Below are 22,601 nucleotides of genomic sequence, written 5' to 3'. Positions count from 1 at the left end.
GGATGCCATGCCCGATCCCGCCAAACCCTTCGACGAGGCCCCGCGCGGCCGCGGAGCCGACAAGCTCAGGGGCAAGACCGCCTTCATCACCGGCGCCTCGTCCGGGATCGGCCGTGCGACGGCGCTCCTGTTTGCCCGCGAAGGCGCCCGGGTCGCCATCGCCTACCATTCCGATCCCGACGATGCCGACGAGACCCTGGCGCGGATGCGGGACTTCGGCGCCGAGGGGTACAAGGTGCAGATGGATGCGGGCGATGCCGCCTCCAACAAGGCCGCCACGCGCGAGGCGATCGAGTGGCTCGGCGGGCGGCTCGACGTGCTGGTCTGCAACGCCTCCATGCAGGTCAACAAGGAGGACGTGCTCGAGATTCCCGAGGATCAGGCGCAAAAGACTCTGTTCGTCAACGCGCTGGGCTATCTGTGGACGATCCAGGCCGCCCTGCCCGCCATGGGCGAGGGAGGCTCGATCATCGGCACCTCCTCGGTCGTCGCGTTTCGCGGCAATCCCACGCTCGTGGATTATGCGATGGGCAAGGGGGCGGAACTGGCGCTGCTGCGCAGCCTTGCCGCACAGCTGGCTGAGAAGGGCATCCGCGTGAACGCGGTGGCGCCGGGCCCGATCTGGACGCCCTTCATCCCCGAAACGATGCCGCCCGACAAGGTCGCCCAGTTCGGTCAGGACACCTATCTCAAGCGGCCCGGCGAAGCCTGGGAGGTGGCGCCCGCCTATCTGTTCCTTGCCTCCGAGGACGGCTCCTATGTCACGGGGCAGACGATCCACGTCAACGGCGGCATCCCGGTCGGGGGCTGAGCCGCGCCCTCTCCGCCCCCTGTCCACCCGGTCACAGCCGGAGAGCGGGGCGGCCGAACAGGTAGCCCTGAAGGCAGTCCACCCCGAGGCTGCGCAGATGCGCGGCCTCGGCCTCCGTTTCCACCCCCTCGGCCACGGCGAACATGCCGAACTGGCGGGCGACCGTCACCAGAGCCTCGACCAGAACCTGGTTGTCGGGCGAGCGGTCGATCCCGGAGACGAACAGGCGGTCCACCTTCACGCAGTCGAAGAGGAAGTCGCGCAGATGGCGGAAGGCGATCAGCCCGGCGCCGAAATCGTCCAGGGCGAAGCTGACGCCGCGGGGCTGCACCTCGGCCATGAAGCGGCCGACCAGTTCGGGCAGGAGCATGGCGGAGCCCTCGCTGATCTCGAGGATCAGCCGGTCGCCCACCTCGGCCAGACCCGCCTCGAGGATCCGCCGCCACGTCCCGTCGCCGATGGACCGGGCCGACATGTTGATGGCCAGCCTCAGCCGCGGCTGGCGACGCAGCATCTGGAGCCCGAGGCGGAGGGCCGCGCAGTCCAGTTCGCGCCCCAGTCCCGACTCTTCCACCTTCTCGAAGAAGGCTCCCGCGGGCAGCGGCGTGCCCCGTTCGTCCAGAAGGCGGATGAACCCCTCGTAGAAGGCCACCCGCGGCGGCCGGCCGGCCGTGACGACCGGCTGGAAGGCCAGTTGGGCACGGTCGCGCGCCAATGCCTCCCGGATCATGGCAGGCAGGTCCGCCTCGTGCAGTCGCGCCGCCCATTCCAGCGGCGATTGCGGACCGTCCCCCCCCGACGCCGCTGCCCCACGGCCCGGATCAACCCCCACCTGCATGGCCTGCCCCCGATTCGCAGGATCACCCTACCAGGCAGGTGTTAAGAAACCGTTGACGCCGGCCCTCGGCCGTCGCCCCAGCGCGACAGGGCCGCCTCGTCCTCGGACCGTGCCTCGACCCAGGCCGCGCTCCCGGCGCGGTGCGCCTTCTTCCAGAAGGGCGCGCGGGACTTGAGCCAGTCCATCAGGAAATCCGCCGCCTCGAAGGCGGCGCGGCGGTGGGGGGCTGCGGCGAGCACCATCATGATCGGCTCGCCCGCCTGCAGGGTGCCGTGGCGATGGACCACGCGCACGGCCGACAGCGCGAAGCGCGCCCGCGCCTCCTGCACCATGGCGGCGATCGCCTCCTCGGTCGCGCCGGGCCAGTGCTCGATCTCGAGCCGCTCCACCCCGTCATCCCCCCGCACCACGCCGGTAAAGGTGACGACGGCCCCGGCGCCGGGGGCGGCAAAGGCGGCCAGTTCGGCCGCGGGATCGAAGGGGGCCTCGCGCAGCTCCACCTCCATCTCAGCCCCCCGTCATGGGCGGAAAGAAGGCGACCTCGCGCGCGCCGGCGAGCGGCGCGTCGAGCCCCGCGAGGCGGCGGTCCACGGCCGCGCGCACCGCGCGCAGGTCCGAGAAGGCCAGCGCGTGCCCCTCGCTGCGCGCGCGCAATTCCTCCACGAGGTCGGCCACCGTGGCGGCCTGCGTCTCGACCGTCTCGCGCGACAGGCCCGTGCGTTCGCGCAGCCAGGCGAAGTAGAGCACCTCGATCATCAGGCATCCTTGAGCAGCGGCAGGGACTTGCGGAAATAGTCCCAGCCCGTGGCAAAGGTCAGCCCGGCCGCGACCCAGATCAGCAGGAGCCCCGTCCAGTTGGCGAAATCGGCCCAGGTCGTGCCGGTGGGCAGGCCCACCCGCCCCACGCGCGGCGGCAGCGGCAGTTCCATGACCTTGAGACCCGTGCCGAGAAAGAGGACGGCGATGGCGACCATCTGGGCGGTGGTCTTCCACTTGGCCAGCGGCGTGACGGCAAGGCGGCGCGCCCGCTCGCCCAGATATTCGCGCAGGCCCGAGACGAAGACCTCGCGGAACAGGATCACGGTGGCGGGCAGGATCAGCCAGGGATTCATGCCGTTGTAGCCGGTGATGACCATGATCGCGATCACCACCATGGCCTTGTCGGCGATGGGATCGAGCATGGCGCCGAAGCGGCTTTCCTGCTTCCACAGCCGCGCGAGATAGCCGTCGAACCAATCGGTGATGGCCGCGCCGACAAACAGCGTCAGCGCGAGGAAGTCGGCCCAGGGCCGCGAGAAGTAGAGAAACATCACCGCCACGCCCGGCGCCGCCAGAAGGCGCAGGACGGTCAGCGTGTTGGGGATGGTCCAGACGATCATGGGGGGACCCTAGCGGCTGCATCCGGCCGCCGCCAGCGGCGGGGCGACGCTTGCCGGGGCGGGTGCGGCGGAGGCGCCGTCAGGTCTCGTGGAAATGGGCGTAGATCGCCTCGGCCAGCTGGTCGGAGATGCCCGGCACGGCCTTGAGGTCGGCGAGCGCCGCCCGGGCGACCGCCTTGGCCGAACCGAAATGGCTGAGCAGCGCGCGCTTGCGCGTGGCGCCCACGCCCGCGATCTCGTCCAGCGGGCTGGCAAGAAGGGACCTGGCGCGCCTGGCGCGGTGCGTGCCGATGGCGAATCGGTGCGCCTCGTCGCGCAGGCGCTGGACGAAGTAGAGGACGGGGTCGTTGCGCGGCAGCGCAAAGGGCCGCGGGATGCCGGGGCGCCAGAACTCCTCCTTGCCGGCGTCGCGGTCCACGCCCTTGGCCACGCCGAGCAGCGGGATGTCGTGGAGCCCCATCTCGGCCAGGACCTCGGCCGCGGCATTGACCTGCCCCTGCCCGCCGTCGATCAGCACGAGGTCCGGCCAGCCCGCACCCTCGCGGTCGGGGTCCTCGCGCAGCAGGCGGCCGAAGCGGCGCGAGAGCACCTCGCGCATCATGCCGAGGTCGTCGCCGGGCCTGGCGCCCTCGATGTTGAACTTGCGGTACTGGCCCTTCTCGAACCCGTCGGGGCCCGAGACGACAAAGGCGCCGACGGCATGGGTGCCCACGGTGTGGCTGTTGTCGTAGATCTCGATCCGGCGGGGAGGCGCGGAGAGGCCGAACGCCTCGGCCAGACCCTCCAGGAGCCGGGCCTGCGCGGCCGATTCGCTCATCCGCCGGGCGAGGCTTTCGCGGGCGTTGCGCAGCGCGCCCTCGACCAGTTCGGCCTTCTCGCCGCGCCTGGGAACGGTCAGATCCACCCGGCGGCCGGCCTTCTCCGACAGGGCCGCCATGACGAGGTCGGGGTCCTCGGGCCCGCAGGAGGCGAGGATCAGGGGCGGCGGCTCGCGCCCGTCGTAGAACTGGAGCAGGAAGGCCTGCATGACCTCGGCCGCATCCTCCTCGCCGCCGAGGCGGGGGTAGAAGTCGTGGTTGCCCCAGTTCTGGTTGGCGCGGATGAAGAACACCTGCACGCAGGCCTGTCCGCCCTCGAGGTGCAGCGCGACGATGTCGGCCTCGGCCACCGTGCGGGGGTTGATGCCCTGGGCGGTCTGGACGGCCGTGAGCGCGCGGATGCGGTCGCGCAGGGCAGCGGCACGCTCGAACTCCATGGCTTGGGCGGCCTCGTGCATCTGGGCGGCGAGCGTCTCCTGCACCCGGGTGCTCTTGCCCGACAGGAAGCGCGCGGCGTCGTGTACCGCCTCGGCATAGTCCGCCTCGGAGACGAGGCCCACGCAAGGCGCCGAGCAGCGGCGGATCTGGTGGAGCAGGCAGGGCCGCGTGCGCGAGGCGAAGACCGAATCCGTGCAGGAGCGCAAAAGGAACGCCTTCTGGAGCTGGGTCAGCGTGCGGTTGACGGCGCCGGCCGAGGCGAAGGGGCCGAAATAGTCGCCCTTCTCCGTCCGCGCGCCGCGATGCTTGCGGATCTGGGGAAAGCGGTGCGCGGTCACGAGGATGTTCGGAAACGACTTGTCGTCGCGCAGGAGCACGTTGTAGCGCGGCCGGAGCTGCTTGATGAGGTTCTGCTCGAGCAGCAGGGCCTCCGTCTCGGTCCGGGTGGTCAGGAACATCATGGAGGCCGTCTCGCGGATCATGCGGGCGATCCGGGGCGAGTGGCCGGTGGGGCGCGCATAGGCGGCCACGCGCGCGCGCAGGTTCTTGGCCTTGCCGACATAGAGCACCCGGCTCTGGGCATCGAGCATCCGGTACACGCCCGGCGAGGCGTCGAGCTGGCGCAGATAGGAGGCGATCCGTCCGGGCCCGGTCGCGGGCTCGCCGGGGGCGGGTGTGTGGGGATCGGGCAGGTCGTCGGGACTCATGGGGCGCCAGTCTAGGGCGCGCGGAGTCGGGCCTGCAACCGCCCCCTCACGGCGGCGTCACTCCACGCCGAGCACGTCCGGGGTTCGCCAGGCGAGATGCTGGCCGCCGTCCACGCACAGAAGCTGGCCCGTCACGCCCGGCGCGTCGAGGAAGAAGTCCAGCGCGGCGGCGATCTCGGCGGGGCTCGTGCCGCGGCCGAGGATCGTGGCGGCGCGCTGGCGGGCGAAGTGTTCGGGCGACTGGCGCGCGCCGCGCAGCGTGGGGCCGGGGCCGATCGCGTTCACCCGCACCCGGGGCGCGAGCGCCTGCGCGGCCGTCCGCGTGAAGGCCCAGAGGCCGAACTTGGCCAGCGTGTAGGTCATGAATTCGGGCGTGGGCTTCTGCACGCGCTGGTCGATCAGGTTGACCACGAGGCCGCGGGCCACCGGCTCTCCGGCGGCATCGGTGTCGGGCGCGGGCATCTGGGCGGCGAGCGCCTGGGTCAGCACGAAGGGCGCGCGGAGGTTGGAGCCGAAATGGCGGTCCCAGCTCGTGCGCGTGGCGGTCTCGAGCGTGTCGTATTCGAAGATGGAGGCGTTGTTGACGAGGACCGTGACGGGCGCGCCCAGCGCCCGGGCCGCGCGCGGCAGCAGCCCTGCCGTCTCCTCCTCGTCGAGCAGGTCCGCCCGCAGCGCGACCGCGCGCCGGCCCAGGGCCCGGATGGCGGAGACGGTCTCGTGCGCGCCGGCTTCGGAGGTGGCATAATGCACCGCCACGTCATGGCCCCGCTCCGCGAGGCGCAGCGCGAGCGCGCGGCCGATCCGCGCCCCCGCCCCGGTGACGAGCGCGGTCACGCCGCCCCCCCGCAGGGACAGGCGCTCCGCCCGATCCGCGGCCGCCCGCAGGCCGGGCAGCGCGCCGCGCCCAGCCGCGGCGGCGCCTTGGGCGGGCGCAGGCGGACCAGCCAGCGGCCGATCCAGCCGATGAGCGCCATGAAGGCCAGAAAGAGGATCGCGACCTTGACGAGCATCACAGGCCGAAGCGCGCAAAGGCCGCCCGCTCCTCGGCCAGCGCGGCGAGATCCTCGGCCACGGAGAAGCCGAGCCGCGACAGGAAGGGGCGGCGCGGCGCCAGCCGGCGCATCCGCACCCTGGGTCCGAACCGCTCCTTGAGGACGGGGGCGAGATGGCCCACCCCGTCGGCCAGCCCCTTCTCCACCGCCTGCCGGCCGATCCAGATCTCGCCCGAGAACAGGTCCGGATCGTCGGCGAGGCGCGCGCCGCGGCGGGCGCGGACCTGGGCGATGAACACCTCGTGCAGCTGGTCGAGCCAGCGGCGCAGGCGCGCGACATCCTCCTCGCGCTCGGGGCGGAAGGGGTCGAGGATCGACTTGGACCGGCCTGCCGTGTGGACGCGCCGCTCCACGCCGAGACGCGCGATGAGGTCGTGAAAGCCGAACCCCGCCGCGATGACGCCGATCGATCCCAGCATGGAGCCCTCGTCGCAGAAGATCTCGTCCGCGGCCGAGGCGAGCCAGTATCCGCCCGAGGCGGCCACGTCCTCGACGAAGGCCAGCACGGGCACGCGCTTGTCGTCGGCCAGCCGCCGGATGCGCGCGGCGATCAGCGAGGATTGTACGGCCGATCCGCCGGGCGAGTTGATCTGGAGCGCCACCGCCGCCGGGCGGCCGCGGAAGGCCCCCTCGATCAGGGGCGCAAGCGCCGCGTCCGACAGGCCGCGCGCGCCCCCCACCCCGATCGCGCCCTGGAGCCGGAGAACGGAGACGACGGGCCGCCGCGGGCGGAACAGGTCGGGAAGAAGGGCCATGCGCCCCAGTTAGACCCCGGGCGGCGGGCCGGCAAGCCTCAGCGCCGCAGCCGCCAGCCGGTGCGGAAGATCAGCCAGACCCCGAGGAGGCACAGCCCCCCGAACAGGGCGATGGCGAGCAGCGACACGGCCACGGGCACGTCTGCGACCCCGAAGAAGGACCACCGGAAGCCCGAGACGAGGTACATGACCGGGTTGAGCAGCGCCACGTCCTGCCAGGCGGGCGGCAGCATCGAGACGGAATAGAACGTGCCCCCGAGGAACACGAGCGGCGTGATGACCAGAAGCGGGATCAGCTGGAGCTGGTCGAAGTTGCGCGCCCAGATGCCGATGATGAAGCCCAGAAGCGCGAAGCTGAGGCAGGTGAGCACCAGAAAGGCGACCATCGCCGGCACGTTCTGGATGCGCAGGTCCACGAACAGCGTGGAGGTCAGCAGGATGACGACCCCGATCGCCAGCGCCTTGGCCGCGGCCGCGCCGACATAGCCCAGCACCGCCTCGAAGGCGCTGACAGGGGCCGAGAGCACCTCGTACACGGTGCCCACGAACTTGGGCATGTAGATGCCGAAGGCCGCGTTGGAGGTGGCCTGGGTCATCACCGACAGCATGATGAGGCCCGGCACGATGAAGGCCCCGTAGGAGACGCCCTCCACCTCCTGGATGCGGCCGCCGATCGCCGCGCCGAAGACCACGAAGTAGAGCGAGGTGGAGATGACGGGCGCCACGAGCGACTGCCAGAAGGTGCGGAAGAACCGCCCCATCTCCTGCCGGAAGATGGCCCAGACCGCGCGCCAGTTCATGCCGCTTCCCCGGGTTCCGCCGCCGGGCCCGAGCCGTCCCGCGCCACGAGGTCCACAAAGATCTCCTCGAGGCTCGAGGCCTCCGTGTCGAGGTCGGCGACCGCGATCCCCTCCTCGGCCAGGGCGGCGAGAAGGGTGGCGATGCCCGTCCGCTCGGCCTTGGTGTCGTATTCGTAGGACAGCTGCCGGCCGTCCTGCCCCAGCGCCAGGCCGAAGCGCCCCAGCCGCTCGGGGATGGTCGCGAGCGGCGCCTGCAGGTCGATGCGCAGCACCTTGCGCCCCATGCGCCGCATCAGCGTCGCCTTGTCCTCCACCAGCAGGATGCGCCCCTTGTTGATGACGGCGACGCGGTCGGCGATGGCCTCGGCCTCCTCGATGTAGTGGGTGGTCAGGATGATGGTCACGCCGTCGCGGCGCAGCTCGTCCACCACGCGCCACATGTCGCGGCGCAGCTCCACGTCCACGCCGGCCGTGGGCTCGTCGAGAAACAGCAGCCGCGGCTCGTGGGCGAGCGCCTTGGCGATCAGCACGCGCCGCTTCATGCCCCCCGAGAGGGTGATCGCGTTGCCCTCGGCCTTGTCCCAGAGCGACAGGCGCCTGAGGACGCGCTCCACCGCGGCATCGTCGCGCGGCTTGCCCCAGAGTCCGCGCGAGAAGGCGACCGTGTTTTTCACCTTTTCGAAAGATTCGAGCGTGATCTCCTGCGGCACGAGGCCCACGAGCGAGCGCGCGGCGCGCCAGTCGCGGCGGATGTCATATCCGCCCACGGTGATCGTCCCCGCGGTCGGGGTGGACAGCCCGCAGGCGCAGGAGATGAGCGTCGTCTTGCCCGCGCCGTTGGGGCCGAGCAGCGCCAGGATCTCGCCCGGCTGGACGTCGAGGTCCACGCCCTTCAGCGCCTCGAAGCCGTTGTCGTAGACCTTGCGCAATCCGCGGACGGAGAGGATCGGAGCCATGGTCGCGGGAGCCTCCCTTGCGGCGGTCGCGCCAGCGATACTCCGGTCGCCGGGCGCCGCCAAGCCGCCCCCGTGCGGCGGATGTCGCGCCCGGACATTGGCGCCCGGCCCCGGCGCGGCTAGGCTGCCGGCCGCGCCCCAGCCCGCCGGAGTCCGCCATGCGCGCCGATCCCCTGCTCCAGCCCTTCGACCTGCGGCACCTGCGGCTCAGGAACCGGGTCGTCACCACGAGCCATGAGCCCGCCTATACCGAGGACGGGATGCCCAAGGACCGCTACTGCGCCTATCACGAGGAGCGCGCGAAGGGCGGCGTGGCGATGGTGATGACGGCGGGCAGCGCCTCGGTCTCGCGCTCCTCGCCGCCCGCCTTCGGCAACGTGCTGGCCTGGAAGGACGAGGTGGTGCCGTGGATGGCACGTCTGGCCGAGGCCTGCCATGCGCACGGGGCGGCCGTGATGATCCAGCTCACGCATCTCGGGCGACGGACGCGCTGGGACAGGGGCGACTGGCTGCCCGTCCTGGCCCCGGGGCCCGAGCGCGAGCCCGCCCACCGCGCCAGCCCCAAGATCATCGAGGACTGGGAGATCGACCGCATCATCGCGGACTTCGCCGACGCGGCCCAGCGGATGCAGGCGGCGGGCCTCGATGGCGTGGAGTTCGAGTGCTACGGCCACCTGATGGACCAGTTCCTGTCGCCCCTGACCAACGCGCTCGACGCGCCCTGGGGCGGCAGCCTCGAGAACCGGGGCCGCTTTGCCGCCGAGGTGCTGCGCGCGGTGCGGGCGCGGGTGGGACCGGACTTCCTGCTCGGCCTGCGCTTCACCGCCGACGAGGAGACGGAGGGCGGCACCACCCCGGAGGAGGCGCTGGCCTTCGTGCGGGGCCTGCGCGACGAGGGGCTCGTGGACTTCCTCAACGTCATCCGGGGACGCATCCACACGGACCCGGCGCTGACGCGGGTCATCCCGCTCGGGGGGATGCCGTCGGCGCCCCATCTCGACTTCGCGGGCCGCGTGCGGGCCGAACTGGACCTGCCCACGCTCCATGCCGCGCGGATTCCCGACGTGGCCACCGCGCGCCATGCGATCGCCGCGGGGCTTCTGGACCTCGTGGGGATGACGCGGGCGCACATGGCCGACCCGCACATCCTGCGCAAGGTCGCCGAGGGACGCGAGGACGAGATCAGGCCCTGCGTGGGTGCCACCTATTGCCTCGACCGGATCTATCAAGGGGGCGAGGCGCTCTGCATCCACAACGCCGCCACGGGGCGCGAACTCGCCCTGCCGCACGTCCTGTCGCCCGCCGCGCGGTCGCGGCGCGTCGTGGTGGTGGGCGCCGGTCCCGGCGGGCTCGAAGCCGCGCGGGTGGCGGCCGAGCGGGGGCACGCCGTTTCCGTGCTTGAGGCCGCGTCCGAGCCGGGCGGGCAGGTGCGCCTGCTCTCCCGCACCGCCCGGCGGCGGGAGATGATGGGGATCATCGACTGGCGCATGGCGCGCTGCGCGGCCCATGACGTGGCCTTCCGCTGGAACCACTGGGCCGAGGCGGAGGATGTGCTGGCGCTCGACCCCGATGTGGTGGTGGTTGCCACCGGCGGGCTGCCCGATCCGGGGCGCTTTCCGGGCGCGGATCTCGCGCTGAGCGCCTGGGACGTGCTGTCGGGCGATGCCCAACCCGAGGGGCGGGTGCTCGTCTGGGACGAGGCCGGGGACCATGCCGGCCTGCAGGCGGCCCAAGCCCTGGCCGAGGCGGGCGCGCAGGTGGAGGTGATGACCCCCGACCGCAGCTTTGCGCCCGAGGTGATGGGGATGAACCTCACCCCCTACCTGCGCGCGATGCAGCCGCTCGGCGTGCGGCTGACCGTGGCCGAGCGGCTGCTGGCGCTGCGGCGCGAGGGCAACGGCCTCGTGGCGACGGTGGGGACGGATTACTCCGACCACAGGACCGAACGGCGGGTGGATGCCGTCGTGGCCAATGCCGGCACCCGCCCGCTTGACGAGATCTACTTCGCGCTCAAGCCCCTGTCGCGCAACCGCGGGGCCGTGGACCACGACGCGCTGGCCGAGGGACGTCCCCAACCCGAGGGGCGCCATGACGGCACCTTCACCCTTTGGAGGATCGGCGACGCGGTGGCCGCGCGCAACATCCACGCCGCCATCCACGACGCGCTGCGCCTGCTCAAGGACGTCTAGCCTCTCCCCGCAGGCGCGCGGCGCGCAGGGCCTCGCCCGGCAGGATCAGCGCGCAGCGCAGGTAGCGCCCCGCAAGACGGCCCGGCTGCCCGCCGAGCCGCCAGAGCCATTCGAGCGCCGCCCGCCGCATCCAGACCGGGGCACGCCGCTGCGCGCCGGCCACGAAGTCGAGACCCGCGCCGATCGAGACAAAGCCCATCCCCGGCCAGCGCGCCCGCCCCAGGGCCGCGAGCCTCTCCTGCCGCGGTGCGCCGAGCGCGAGCAGCGCAAGCCGCACCCCCGCCCCCTCCAGCCGGTCGAGCACCGCCCGCGCCTCCTCTCCCTCGGGATCGAAACCCATGGACGGAGCAAGGCAGAGCCGCACGTCGAGATCCGGGATCTCGGCCCGGAGACGCTCCGCCGCGAGGACCATCGTCGCCTCGCGGCCGCCGACAAGACCCACGGGTGCATTCGCCCGCGCCGCCACGGCGAGGAGCGGCCGGACGAGGTCGGAGCCGGTCACGAGCGGCACGGGCCGCCCCGCCAGCCGCCCGAGCCACTGGACCGGCCGCCCGTCCGCGGACACGAAGTCGTGCACGCCATAGGCGGCGCGGAAGCGGGCATCCTCGCGCAGCTTCACGAGATGGTCGAGATTGAGGGTCGCAAGCGCGAAACCCCGTCCGGCGCGCAGACGCGCCTCGATCGCCGCCAGGGCCGCGTCGCGATCGGACACGTTGACCCGGATCGTGCTGTCCGCGATGCGGAACTCCACCCTGTCCTCCGTCCCTGCCGCGGGCAGCCTGCCCTGATGGGGTGTCCCTGTCCATGCGCACCCTGTCCCGCCCCGGCCTTGGTGTTGCCGCGCTTTCGTGCGAAGCAGCGGCGCCGAGCGAGTGGGGGAAGGCCCATGACCGGAAAGCCTGCCGTCCTGCCTGCCGAGGCGGAAGGCCCCGCTCTGGAAGGGCGGGGGCCCGATCTCGCCTGCGACCCGGGCGGGCCCGTGGCCTGGCTGACCGGGGATTGGGTGCGCGCCTCGCAGACCTTCATCCAGCGCGAGGCCGACGCGCTGCGCGGGATGGGTCTGGACCTGCGCGCCTTCACCATCCGACCCCCCGCCCCCGAGGCGACCGACGCCGCCCTTCTGGCCGAGGGCGCGCGCATCACGGCCGTGCTGCCGCTTGCCGCCCGGCCCGGCACGGCCCTGCGCGCGCACGGGACGGCGCTGATGCGCAGCCCCGGCCTGTGGCTGCGCGCGCTGGTCGCAGGGTGGCGCGACGCGGCGCCGGGGCTGCGCGGGCGGCTCTACGGCCTGATCTACTTCCACGAGGCGGTCGTGCTCGCGCAGGCGTTGCGGGCGATCGGGGCGGTGCACCTGCACAACCACTTCGCCATGGCCTCCTGCGTCGTGGCCCGCCTTGCCGCGCCGCTGGCCGGCATCACCTGGAGCTTCACGCTCCACGGCCCCGACGACCTGTCCGAGGCGCGCCGCTTCCGCCTCGACCGCAGCGTGGCGGGCGCCTCGTTCGTGGCCTGCATCAGCGCCTTCGCCCGGTCGCAGGCGATGCTGGTCAGCGACCCGGCCCATTGGCCGAAGCTGCACATCGTGCGCTGCGGCGTGGAGCCGGACCGCTACCTTTTGGCGGCGCGGGCGCGGCCCGATCCCGACCGGCTGCTGTTCGTGGGCCGTCTCGCGCCCCAGAAGGGGGTGCCGGTCCTGCTCGACGGCTTTGCCCTTGCGCGGGTCCGGCGACCCTCGCTGCGCCTCGCGGTCGTGGGCGACGGGCCCGGCCGCGCGTCGGCCGAGGCGCAGGCGGCGCGGCTGGGTCTCGGCTCCGCGGTCGAATTCTTGGGCTGGCGCGACCAAGGGGAGATCGCGGCCGAGCTGGCCCGCGCCGCCCTGCTGGTCCTGCCGAGCTTTGCCGAGGGGGTGCCCGTCGTCCTGATGGAGGCGATGGCCGCCGCGCGCCCCGTGATCGCCACGCGGATCGCCGGTGTGGCCGAGCTGGTCGAGGACGGCGCCACGGGTCTGCTGGTGCCCCCGGGTGAGGAGGAGGCGCTGGCCGAGGCGATCCTGTCGCTGGCCGCGGACCCGGCGCGCGCGGCCGCCATGGGTCGGCGGGGGCGGGAGCGGGTCCTGACCGGGTTCGATGCACGCCGCGAGGCGGCACGGCTCGCCCGTCTGGTGTCATGGGCGCGGCAAGGCGGGGAGCGGCCTGCGCGCCGCCCGCTCCTGCCGGGAGAGACCGGCGCATGACGGAAGTGGGAGCGGTCGTCGTCGGGCGCAACGAGGGAGAGCGGCTGGTCCGCTGCCTCCGCTCGCTGCGCCCGCAGGTCGGGCGCATCGTCTATGTGGATTCGGGCTCCGGCGACGGCAGCCCCGTACGGGCGCGGGCCGAGGGCGTGGAGGTGGTCGAGCTGGACCCTGCCCTGCCCTTCACGGCCGCGCGCGGCCGCAATGCGGGCTTTGCGGCGCTCGAGGCCGGGGGGCTTCCCGATGTCGTGCAGTTCGTGGACGGCGACTGCATCGTGGAGCCCGGCTGGATCGCCGCCGCCGCCGCCGCCCTGCGCGCGGACCCGTCGCTCGGGCTCGTGACCGGCTGGCGGACCGAGCAGGAGCCGCGCCGCAACCTGTTCCATGCGCTGGCGGAAACGGAGTGGCGCGGACCCCCCGGCGAGATCGTCGCCTGCGGCGGCGACATGATGGTGCGCGCCGAGGCGTTCCGCCGGGCCGGCGGCTTCGATCCGACGATCATCGCGGCCGAGGACGACGAGTTCTGCCTGCGCCTGGCCGCCCGGACCGGCCTGCGCCTGCGCCGCCTGCCCCGGATCATGACGCGTCACGACGCCCAGATGAGCCGGCTGGATGCCTGGTGGAGACGGGCCGTGCGGGCGGGGCACGGCTTCGCCGAGGTCGGCCGGCGCTGGCCCGGTCACTTCCGCGGCCAGAGATGGCGCGCCGTGGTCTATGGACTCGTCCTGCCGCTCGCGGCGATGGGGGGGCTCGGGGCCGGTTCCGCGATCCCGGCGCTGCTCGTCCTCGGGGCCTATGCGCTGAACCTGTGGCGCACCGCCCGCGGCATCCGCCGGGCGCGCGGCCTGCCCTGGTCCGAGGCGCTGCCGCAGGCGGGCCTCATCCTTCTGGCAAAATGGCCCGAACTCTGGGGTATGGCCCTGTTCCACCTCCGCCGGCTTCGTCGCACCGGCCCCCGCCTGATCGAGTACAAATGATCCTCTCCCCCCTTCCGGCCGATCCGTCCGCCCCTCCCTTCGGCAAGGGGCCGATCCGCGTGGGATTCGTGGGGGCGGGCTACATCGCCGACTGGCATGCGGAGGCGCTGCGCCGGGTGCCGGGGGCTGTCCTCGCCGGGGTGCACGACGCGGACCCGGACGCGGCGGCCCGCCTCGCGGACGGGCGCGGAGTGCCGGCCTTCGAATCCCTGGCGGACCTCTCGGCGGCCTGCGACGCCGTTCACGTGCTCACGCCGCCTTCCACCCACGAGGCCCTGGCGCTCGAGGCTCTGGGCCTCGGTCTGCACGTGCTGGTCGAGAAGCCCTTTGCGCTGTCGGCCGCAGGCGCGCGGCGGCTGGCCGAGGCGGCAGCGGCCGCCGGGCGGCAGGTCGGGGTGTCGCACAACTTCCTCGGCCTGCCCGGCTGGACGGCGCTGCGCGCGCATCTGGACCGGGGCGCGATCGGCCGTCCGCTCGATCTCCGCGTGGACTGGGCGCTGCCCTTCGCCCCCCTCCAGTCTGGCCCCTTCGGTCTCTGGCCTCTGCGCGAGACGGCCAACCTCCTGTGGGAGATCGGGCCGCACCCCGTGGGTCTGGCCGTGGACCTGTTCGGGCCGCTCGATCTGCTCCATGTCGAGACGGGACAGACGATCCTCGTGCCCGGTGCGGGACCCCGGCCGCAATCCATCCGGCTTCTTGCACGCGCCGGGCATGTGGAGGTCACGATCGCGCTCTCCCTCGCCCAGACCCACGAGGAGCGCGCGCTCGCGCTGCGCGGAACGGCGGGGCTCGTGCGGCTCGATTACGGGCGCGACCGTCTGGTGCTGTCGCGGGACAACGCCTCGGATCTGATCGTCAACCCGCTCCGGCGGGGGCTGTCGCTGGCCACCCAGGAGGCAGGGGCCTCGCTGCGCCTCGCCGCGCGCGAGGTCGTCTCCCTCAACCGCCGCTCGCCCTATGCGCTGAGCTTCCGCGAGACGCTGCGGGCCTTCTACGGGGGCCTGCGCACCGGACAGCCCGACCGGCGGTTCGGGGCTGCCGCCGCCGTCGCCGTCTGCGCGGCGATCGAGGCGGCTGCGGAGCGCCTGCCGGCCGCCCCCGCGCCCCGCCCGCCCCGCGGCGTGTCTGCACCGCCCCCCCGCATCGCCGTGATCGGCGGCACGGGCTTCATCGGCCGCGCCCTTGTCCGCGCCTTGGCAGCGAGGGGCGAAAGGGTGCGCGTGCTCAGCCGCGGCCGTGCCGGCCCCTTTGCCGACCTGCCGCAGGTCGAGGTCGTGTCCGCCTCCCTCTCGGACGAGGAGGCGCTGGTGCGCGCCCTCGACGGCATGGACGCGGTGGTCAACCTCGCCCGCTCGACCGAGACGACCTGGGAGGCGGCTCTCGCCGGAGAGGTCGCAACCACGCTGCGCATCGGGCGCGCGGCCCACCGCGCCGGCACGGGCCGCCTCGTCCATACGGGCACCATCGCCTCCTACGACCTGTCGGACCCGCGCGCGACGATCACGGAGGACACCCCCTTCGGCCCGATGCGGGGGCGCAACCTTTATGCCCGGGCCAAGGCCGAGGGCGAGGCGCGGCTGCTTGCGCTGGCCGCGGAGACGGGGCTGGCTCTCGCGATCGCGCGGCCCGGCATCGTCGTCGGGCCCGAGGGGCCGCTCCAGCACTGGGGACTGGGACGCTGGCACGGGGCGGGCGCCGTGCGGCTGTGGAACAGCGGCGACACCATCCTGCCCTTCGTGCTCGTGGATGACGTGGCCGAGGGGCTGATCCTGATGACCCGCCATCCCGAGGCGCCGGGGCGGTCCTTCAACCTCGTGGGCGAGCCGATGCTCTCCGCGCGCGACTGGTTCGAGGAGATCGCGCGACGGACGGGCGGGCGGATCCGGGTTGCGCCCGGCTCGCCCTGGGTCTTCTGGGCCGCGGGCGCCGCCAAGGCCCTGCTCAAGGCGGGCCTGCTGCGCCGCCGGACCGTCGAGATCGCCTCGCTCGCCGACTGGCGCTCCCGCGCCCATCTGGCGCGGTTCCTCAACACCCGGCCCAAGGCCTGGCTCGGCTGGCGGCCCGAGGCCGACCGCGAGACCTTCCTGCACCGGGCGATCGACAGGGCCAACCTCTTCGGCGCCTGACCCCGCCCCTCGGCGGGCGCAGGGCGGGCGCAATTCCGCCGGATTGCCCCATATGATGCACACCATGCCACGCCCTGTCCGCCTGGAGGCCCCGGAGGCCCCTGCGATGCCCGAACCGACCAGACCGCGCCATCGGGACCGGCCGCCGCGCCGGACGGTCCCTGCGGCGCCGCAGGAGGCCGGGCCGGATCGCCAGACGCTCCGCAGCGCGCTGGAGGAGGCGCGCGGGCCCGATCCCTCGGCCCTGTCCCCTCCTGCCCCGCCCCTGCCGGAAGGCGGACCTGGCCCGGCCGGCGAGCCTGCGTCCGCCTGGGACCGGCTTCGCCCCTACGAGCCCGACCCCCGCCGCCTCGAGCGCAACCTGATCGTCACGGCGCATCGCAAGGACCCGGCCCATGCCGCCTTCGACGTGCTGCGGACCAAGACGGTGGCTGCGCTGCGAGAACGCGGCTGGCGGCGGGTCGGGATCACCTCGCCCACGGCGGGCTGCGGCAAGTCGTTCACGGCGCTCAACCTCGCCGTGACCCTGTCGCGCTACGAGAGCCACCGGACGGTGCTGCTGGATCTCGACCTGCGTCTGCCGGTCCTGGCGCGCCGGCTTGGCGTGAGCGATCCCGGCGCGATCGGGGACATGCTCCGCGGCCTCGTCGCCCCCGAGGCGCATCTGCTGCGCGTCGCCCCGAATCCGCTGCAGATCGGCCCCTCGCTGGCGCTGGGGCTGAACGGCCGGCCCGAGGGTTTTGCCGCCGAGCTGTTCCACGACCGCCGCACGGCCGAGGCGCTGGCCCGGCTGGAGCGGGCGCTGGCGCCCGACATCCTGCTCTGCGACCTGCCCCCCGTCCTCGCCCAAGACGACGTGATCGCCCTCCGACCCCTTCTCGACTGCGTGATCCTCGTGGCGGCGGGCGGGATGACCACGCCTCGCGACCTCAAGGAGACGGCGCATCGGCTGGGGGACGACCTGCCGATCCTGGGGGTCGTGCTCAACCGCGCCGAGGGCGAGGGCGTGCGCGACTACAAGTACTGATCCCCTAGCCCGCTCCCGCGGCCCGCGGCAGCCAGTCGAAGGCGGCCTGGACGCCCTGGATGCCCAGCCGCGCGACCGCGGCGGTGCCCGCGGCCACGGCCACGAACAGGGCGGCCGCCGTGACCTGCCGGCGCAGCCGCGTGCCCTGGCTCGTCAGGCGCGGGATGACCACGACCGGCTCGATGCCCAGCGCGCGGCGCATCTGCTCCTTGTTGCGGATTGCCGGGGTCAGGACCTCGCGCAGCAGGGCCAGCCCGAGGGCGAGCAACCCCACCGCCACCCCGCCGGCCAGCGCGATCTTGCGCCGGTCCGCCGAGACCGGGAATTCCGGCGGCTGGGCCGTCTCGAGAACGGTGAAGCGCGCCGTCTGGGCCCGGGCCTCGAGGGTCTGGGCCATGGCGGCCTCGGTCCGCCGCTCGGTGATGACGCGCAGCTCCGCCTCGAGGCTGCCCAGCCGGCGCGTCAGGGCCCCCAGTTCGCGCTCCACGGCCGGTGCGGCGGCGATCGCGGCTTCGGTCTCGTCGCGGGCCGCATCGAGCAGGGCGCGTTCCTCGGCCAGCCGGGCCCGCTGGCGCTCGACCTCGTCGGGGCGTAGGCGCGCGATGTTGGTCTCGAACTCGAGGGCCTCGCGATCAAGCGCGATGCGCTCCTCGGCCAGCCGCGCAAGGCGTTCGCGCTGGCTGGTGATCCCTTCGGGAAGCGAGGCCAGGTGCGTGGCCCGGAAGTCCGCGATCTCGGCCTCGAGACCGGCGATGCGCTCCTCCACCCGCGCCTCCTCGGCGAGCAGGAAGTCGAGCGTGCTCTGCGCGCGCTCGCGCGCCCGGGCGCTGGCCTCCTCCACCAGACCGTCGAGGATCGCATTGGCCAGATCGGCCGCCTGGACCGGATCGGACAGCCGCACGGCGATGGACAGGCCCGTGGGCTGGATGTCGGGCCGCCAGGCCTGGGCAGGGTCCACGATCTTGGTGATCGAGATGGCCTCGCGCGTGAGCGCCACGCGCTCGGTCATCGTCTCGGCCTCGGGAAAGAGGTTCAGCCGCCCGACCAGCGCCTCGATCGTGCCGCGGGCCATGATGCCCTGCTGGATCAGGTCCAGCTGGCTGTTGGCCGTCGCGGGGGGGATCGCGGCCGCGCCCGTGACGGTTTCGGCCACTTCGGGCGTCTCGATCTGGATGACGGCGAAGGCTTCGTAGAGGCGCGGCCTGGACAGGGCGAAGGCGTAGGCCGCAGGCAGGCCGATGGCGAGGACCAGGAGGATCAGCCAGGCCTGACGCCGCAGCGCCGCGCGCAAGTCGGCAAGGGAGGTGATCGGTCCCATGGCGCTACTCCGGGAGCATGGGGGGACAGGACGGGCGGGGCGGCAGGGCCGCGGCGGACAGGATCAGCCCGGCCCATCGCACCTGCCGGCCTTCGATCCGCAATCCGTGCAGGGCAGGCGGGGCGGGCCCGGCCGCCTCGGCGACAAAGGCACCGTCCCCCTTCCAGCGGATGTGCAGCCCGAGCAGGTCGAGCCGGCAGCGGGTGCGGGCGAACTGGGCCTTGCCGGCCGCCTCCTTGGCGGAAAAGAGGGCCAGGAGGTCGCCCTCCTCGTCGGGGCGCCGGATCGAGGGGGCGAGATCGGCGTCCAAGGGCACGAGGGGCTCGAGGTCGAGGCCAAGGCCCCCGGACGCGGCCGCGGGCGCCACGGCAGCCAGGACATGGTCGCCGCCATGGGTGATCGTGCCGGTCGCGCCGGACGGCCAGAGCGGGGGACCGTCGGGACGGACCGGCAAGGGGCCGCAGGGCAGGCCCAGACGGGCCAGGGCGGCGCGGGCGGCGCGGCGGCCGGCCGCGAACTCGGCGCGGCGGCGCGGCACGGCCCGCACCACGGTCTGTTCCTCCTCGGGGGGGATGGGGCCGGTCCAGGCGGCGACGGGACCGCCGGCCACGGCCGCCCCGGGAGGCAGAAGGGCCTCGGCCAGACGAGCGAGGGGGTGGCGCAGGAGGGCGGTCATGCGCCCTCCATCCGGCGGGCCCGCAGGGCGCGGCGGCGGGCCATCGCGTCGTCGCGCGGCATGCCGGCCGTATCCGGCGCCGCCTCGGGCGAAGCCGCGGCGCCGGTTGCCGGACCCGGGGGGGCGCGCAGCCCGTCGACCCGCTGGGCGAGGTCGCCCAGGCGCGGGAAGCGGAAGATGTCGGTCACCGCAAGGCCCGTCACGCCCAGGGTGGCGCGGATGTCGCGATGCGCCTGCACCGCGAGCAGCGAATGGCCCCCGAGGTCGAAGAAGTGGGCTTCGGGACCCGGCGCCTCCACCCCCAGAAGCCGCGACCAGATCGCGGCCAGTGCGGGCAGGCTCGGCTCGACCGCCGGGCGCCCGGCGGCGGGTCCGGCAGGCGGCGGAGGCGCGGCCGCCGGGGCGGTGGCCCCGGCAGGCCCGGCGGCGGCCGCGGCGCGGGCGGGCGGCGCGGGCAGCGCGCGGCGGTCGAGCTTGCGGTTGGGCGTGAGCGGCATCGCCTCGAGCCGGACGATGCGCGCGGGCACCATGTGGGCGGGCAGGCGGCGGGCCAGCGCCTCGCGCAGAGCCCCCTCGTCGAAGGGCTCGGCCACCACATAGGCCACGAGCTGCGGGTTGCCGGGCACGTCCTCGCGCAGCACGACGCCCGCCTGCCGCACGCCCGGGAGGCCCTCGAGGGCGGATTCGATCTCGCCCGTCTCGATGCGGAAGCCGCGCAGCTTCACCTGGCCGTCGGCGCGGCCGAGAAAGGCGATCCCGTCCGCCTCGCGCCGGGCGAGGTCGCCCGTGCGGTAGAGCCGCCCGCCGGGGCGGAACGGGTCGGGGCGGAAGCGCTCGGCCGTCAGGTCGGGGCGGCGCCAGTAGCCCTGCGCGACCCCCTCGCCGCCGATCCACAGCTCTCCCTCCGCGCCGATCGGCAGGGGCTCGAGGCTGTCGGACAGGACGTGGAGCGCGGTGTTGAGGATGGGCCGGCCGAGGCCGACCGTCCCCGTCTCCTCGCCCGTCACCTCTTGGGTGGAGGACCAGATCGTGGTCTCGGTCGGGCCGTACATGCTGGTCACGCGCGGCACGAGGCCGCGCAGCTCGCGCGCGAGGGGGGCGGGCAGCGCCTCGCCGCCCACGAGAAGGTGGCGCAGGCGGCCCAGCGCGGCGCGGCTGTCGTCGTGGGCGAGCAGCATCCGCGCCATGGACGGCGTGCATTGCAGATGCGTGACGCCGTGCCGCGCGATCTGGGCGGCGATGGAGAAGTCGCCCTCGGCCGGGCCGCGCAGGGCCGCGACGACCTCCGCAAGCGGCCTCAGCCCCTCGAGGACCGTGTCGGCGGGGATGCCGTAGTCGATCAGGCAGGCGATCTCGGTCACGCCGGCGGCGCGCACCTCCTCGGCGCGGGCAAGCGCGTCCTCCACCGTGCCGAACAGGCCCGATTCCTCGAAATAGCGCTCGAAGGCGAAGTCGAGGATGGCGTCCATCTCCTCGGCCGAGAGCGAGCGCAGGTCGATGTCGGCGGGCTGGGCCGCGCCCCCGGGCTTCCTGAAGGCGGGAAAGGCCCAGGCGTAGTTCTTGATGAGGCCCGCGGCCGAGCGGAGATAGTTCTTCATCGGCTCGCGCGCGATCTCCCGGGCGGCCTCGCGCGTGGGGGCGAGGAAGGTGTGGAGCATCAGCGTCACGGCGTGGTCGGCCGGGTCGTGGCCGGCCTCGCGCAGGGCCTCGTGGTAGAGGGCGATCTTGCCCCGCACCTCCTCGATGGTCTGGCCGAGCAGGTGGGTGAGCACGTTGGCCCCGAGGCGCCCCGCCTCGCGCCAGGTCTCGGGATTGCCGGCGGTGGTGACCCAGAGGGGCAGGCGGCGGGACACGGGCCGGGGCTGGGTGACGATCCGCTGCGGCCCGAGGGGGCCCGCGAACTCGACCGCCTCGCCCGCCCAGAGGCGGCGCAGCGTCCCGATCGCCTCGATCATGGCGGCCTTGTTGCGGGGGGGCGCGGCCTCGGGGCGCAGGACGAAATCCTCGGGCATCCAGCCCGAGGCGATGGCGAGGCCCGCGCGCCCGCCCGTCAGGTTGTCCACGACCGCCCATTCCTCGGCGATGCGGATCGGGTGGTGGAGGGGGGCCACGCAGGAGCCCGCGCGCACGTCGATCTGCCGCGTGACGGCCGCCACGGCGGCGCCGGTGACGGAGGGGTTGGGATAGGGGCCGCCGAAGGCGTGGAAATGCCGCTCGGGCGTCCAGACGGCCCTGAAGCCGTGGGCGTCGGCGAAGCGCGCCCCCTCCAGCAGGAGGCGGTACTTGTCGCGCCCCTCGCCGTCGTCGTTGCCCCAGTAATAGAGCGAGACGTCCATCCTGGGCCGCCCCGCGGGGGCGTCGCCTGCGACCTGCGCGCGCTCCTCGTCGCCCTGGAGCACGACATGGGCCCCGCGCGAGAGGGTCCAGAACAGCTCGAGGATCGAGATGTCGAAGCTGAGCGAGGTGACGGCGAGCCACGGCCCCGGCGGGCCCAGCGCCGCATCCATCCCGGCGAGGAAGTTGGCAAGGTTGCGGTGGGTGACGACCACCCCCTTGGGCCGGCCGGTCGAGCCGGAGGTGTAGATGAGATAGGCGGGCGCATCGGGGTCGAGCGGCGCCTCCGGCGCGGGAGCCTCGGGCGCGGCGTCGGGCACCGTGTCGGCGAGCAGCAGGCGTGCCCCGTGCGCGGGCAGGCGGGGGGCGAGGGCGGAGTGAGTGAGCACGATCCCCGCCTCCGAATCCGCGAGGCAGAGGGCGGTGCGGTCGGGGGGATAGGCCGGGTCGAGCGGCAGGTAGGCCGCCCCGGTGCGCATGGCGGCGAGTGCGCCGGCCACGAGGTCGGGCGTGCGGCCGAGATGGAGGCCCACCCGCTCGCCGGGGCCGGCGCCGAGCGCGCGCAGGGCCGCGGCCAGCGCCTCGACGCGCAGGGCAAGGTCGCGGAACGAGAGCGTCCGGTCGCGGAACGAGAGCGCGGGCGCGTCGGGCGTGGCGGCGGCCTGGGCCGCGAAGCGGGCGGGCAGCGGGGTGGGGTCGAAGGGGCCATCGGTCGCGTTGGCCTGGTCAATCAGCGCGCGCTCGGACGGTGGCACAGGGTCGAGCGCGTCGAGGGAGGCATCGGGGGCAAGGCCTGCGAGACCTGCGAGGAGATGCTCGAGCCGGTCGGCGAGCACCGCGAAGCCCTCGGGCGACAGCTGCGCGGGATCGCCGTGGAGAACTGCCCCGTCCGGCCCCTCGGCCAGCGTCAGGGCGGCGCCGGGCACGGGGACGGGGCCCAGGGCGAGGGCCGGCACGGCGGGCGCGGGCCGGCCGAGGCGGTGGGGCAGGTCGGCCGCCATGGGGCCGTGGCGGCGCGCCTCCTCGCGGCCCTCGGAGAGGGCGCGGGCGAGCGCGGCGGGCGTGTCGCCGTCGAGGCGCAGCGGCGTCCAGGCCGCCTGCACCCCGTCCGCCCCGGTCCCGAGCGCGAGGTCCACCGCGCCGCCCCCCGCCAGCGCGCGGGCGAGCGCG

The 22,601-nt window shown here is 74.0% G+C and carries 20 protein-coding genes; 6 read left to right on the top strand and 14 right to left on the bottom strand.

Translation table 11 applies throughout. The features are described from left to right. Positions 1-7: 7 nt before the first annotated feature. On the top strand, positions 8-811 hold the full coding sequence (locus GT358_RS14885; protein WP_166583430.1) for an SDR family oxidoreductase: 804 nt from the start codon (positions 8-10) through the stop codon (positions 809-811). Positions 812-842: 31 nt separating this feature from the next. Here GT358_RS14885 and GT358_RS14880 read toward each other — a convergent pair whose 3' ends face one another. The 10 genes from GT358_RS14880 to GT358_RS14835 all read right to left on the bottom strand — a co-directional run bounded on the left by GT358_RS14880 (position 843) and on the right by GT358_RS14835 (position 8,554). After that, on the bottom strand, positions 843-1,649 hold the full coding sequence (locus GT358_RS14880; RefSeq protein ID WP_166583429.1) for an EAL domain-containing protein: 807 nt from the start codon (positions 1,647-1,649) through the stop codon (positions 843-845). 41 nt (positions 1,650-1,690) lie between these two features. After that, on the bottom strand, positions 1,691-2,155 hold the full coding sequence (locus GT358_RS14875) for a molybdenum cofactor biosynthesis protein MoaE (protein ID WP_166583428.1): 465 nt from the start codon (positions 2,153-2,155) through the stop codon (positions 1,691-1,693). Between the two features lies 1 nt (position 2,156). Then, positions 2,157-2,405 (bottom strand): molybdopterin converting factor subunit 1, encoded by a 249-nt coding sequence (gene moaD / locus GT358_RS14870; RefSeq protein ID WP_166583427.1) that lies wholly within the window; start codon positions 2,403-2,405, stop codon positions 2,157-2,159. Next, a complete protein-coding gene (pgsA, locus tag GT358_RS14865) occupies positions 2,405-3,025 on the bottom strand; it encodes a CDP-diacylglycerol--glycerol-3-phosphate 3-phosphatidyltransferase (protein WP_166583435.1) in 621 nt (206 codons plus the stop codon). The genes moaD and pgsA overlap by 1 nt, the downstream gene beginning before the upstream one ends. Before the next feature lie 82 nt (positions 3,026-3,107). After that, the gene (gene uvrC / locus GT358_RS14860; protein ID WP_166583426.1) at positions 3,108-4,991 is read right to left on the bottom strand and encodes an excinuclease ABC subunit UvrC; all 1,884 of its coding nucleotides are present in this window, start codon (positions 4,989-4,991) and stop codon (positions 3,108-3,110) included. Between the two features lie 57 nt (positions 4,992-5,048). Next, positions 5,049-5,825, bottom strand: coding sequence for an SDR family oxidoreductase (locus GT358_RS14855; RefSeq protein ID WP_166583425.1), 777 nt, complete (start codon positions 5,823-5,825; stop codon positions 5,049-5,051). Continuing rightward, positions 5,822-6,001: a hypothetical protein gene (locus tag GT358_RS14850; RefSeq protein ID WP_166583424.1), complete on the bottom strand. Its 180-nt coding sequence runs from the start codon at positions 5,999-6,001 to the stop codon at positions 5,822-5,824. Before GT358_RS14850 ends, GT358_RS14855 begins: the two co-directional genes overlap by 4 nt. Beyond that, a complete protein-coding gene (locus tag GT358_RS14845; RefSeq protein WP_166583423.1) occupies positions 6,001-6,798 on the bottom strand; it encodes a S49 family peptidase in 798 nt (265 codons plus the stop codon). Before GT358_RS14845 ends, GT358_RS14850 begins: the two co-directional genes overlap by 1 nt. Before the next feature lie 38 nt (positions 6,799-6,836). Continuing rightward, on the bottom strand, positions 6,837-7,598 hold the full coding sequence (locus tag GT358_RS14840) for an ABC transporter permease (RefSeq protein WP_166583422.1): 762 nt from the start codon (positions 7,596-7,598) through the stop codon (positions 6,837-6,839). After that, entirely contained in the window at positions 7,595-8,554 is a 960-nt protein-coding gene (locus tag GT358_RS14835; RefSeq protein ID WP_166583421.1) for an ABC transporter ATP-binding protein, read from the bottom strand. Before GT358_RS14835 ends, GT358_RS14840 begins: the two co-directional genes overlap by 4 nt. Before the next feature lie 158 nt (positions 8,555-8,712). On the opposite strand from GT358_RS14835, the gene GT358_RS14830 reads away from it, so the two are divergent. After that, entirely contained in the window at positions 8,713-10,743 is a 2,031-nt protein-coding gene (locus GT358_RS14830) for an NADH:flavin oxidoreductase (protein ID WP_166583420.1), read from the top strand. On the opposite strand, the gene GT358_RS14825 is transcribed toward GT358_RS14830, so the two are convergent. Then, complete coding sequence (locus GT358_RS14825; RefSeq protein ID WP_166583419.1) at positions 10,730-11,494, bottom strand: WecB/TagA/CpsF family glycosyltransferase; 765 nt, start codon at positions 11,492-11,494, stop codon at positions 10,730-10,732. The genes GT358_RS14830 and GT358_RS14825 overlap by 14 nt on opposite strands. A 135-nt stretch (positions 11,495-11,629) precedes the next feature. On the opposite strand from GT358_RS14825, the gene GT358_RS14820 reads away from it, so the two are divergent. The 4 genes from GT358_RS14820 to GT358_RS14805 all read left to right on the top strand — a co-directional run bounded on the left by GT358_RS14820 (position 11,630) and on the right by GT358_RS14805 (position 17,103). Next, positions 11,630-12,976, top strand: coding sequence for a glycosyltransferase family 4 protein (locus GT358_RS14820; RefSeq protein WP_166583418.1), 1,347 nt, complete (start codon positions 11,630-11,632; stop codon positions 12,974-12,976). Continuing rightward, positions 12,973-13,950, top strand: coding sequence for a glycosyltransferase family 2 protein (locus GT358_RS14815; protein ID WP_166583417.1), 978 nt, complete (start codon positions 12,973-12,975; stop codon positions 13,948-13,950). Before GT358_RS14820 ends, GT358_RS14815 begins: the two co-directional genes overlap by 4 nt. Next, entirely contained in the window at positions 13,947-16,076 is a 2,130-nt protein-coding gene (locus GT358_RS14810) for an NAD-dependent epimerase/dehydratase family protein (protein ID WP_166583416.1), read from the top strand. The genes GT358_RS14815 and GT358_RS14810 overlap by 4 nt, the downstream gene beginning before the upstream one ends. Positions 16,077-16,182: 106 nt before the next feature. Further along, positions 16,183-17,103 carry a CpsD/CapB family tyrosine-protein kinase gene (locus tag GT358_RS14805; RefSeq protein WP_166583415.1) on the top strand — a complete coding sequence of 307 codons (921 nt, stop codon included), beginning with the start codon at positions 16,183-16,185 and terminating at the stop codon, positions 17,101-17,103. Positions 17,104-17,107: 4 nt separating this feature from the next. On the opposite strand, the gene GT358_RS14800 is transcribed toward GT358_RS14805, so the two are convergent. The 3 genes from GT358_RS14800 to GT358_RS14790 all read right to left on the bottom strand — a co-directional run. Beyond that, positions 17,108-18,421 (bottom strand): chain-length determining protein, encoded by a 1,314-nt coding sequence (locus tag GT358_RS14800; RefSeq protein WP_166583414.1) that lies wholly within the window; start codon positions 18,419-18,421, stop codon positions 17,108-17,110. A gap of 4 nt (positions 18,422-18,425) precedes the next feature. Continuing rightward, a complete protein-coding gene (locus GT358_RS14795; RefSeq protein ID WP_166583413.1) occupies positions 18,426-19,097 on the bottom strand; it encodes a phosphopantetheinyl transferase in 672 nt (223 codons plus the stop codon). After that, a partial coding sequence (locus GT358_RS14790) for a MupA/Atu3671 family FMN-dependent luciferase-like monooxygenase (protein WP_166583412.1) occupies positions 19,094-22,601 on the bottom strand: 3,508 nt, incomplete at its 5' end. The genes GT358_RS14795 and GT358_RS14790, both read right to left, overlap by 4 nt.

Source organism: Rubellimicrobium sp. CFH 75288 (assembly GCF_009904055.1).
In the GTDB taxonomy this organism is placed as follows: domain Bacteria; phylum Pseudomonadota; class Alphaproteobacteria; order Rhodobacterales; family Rhodobacteraceae; genus Rubellimicrobium.
Note: the sequence above shows the minus strand (reverse complement) of the source record. Positions and strands in the feature narration are given on the sequence as shown.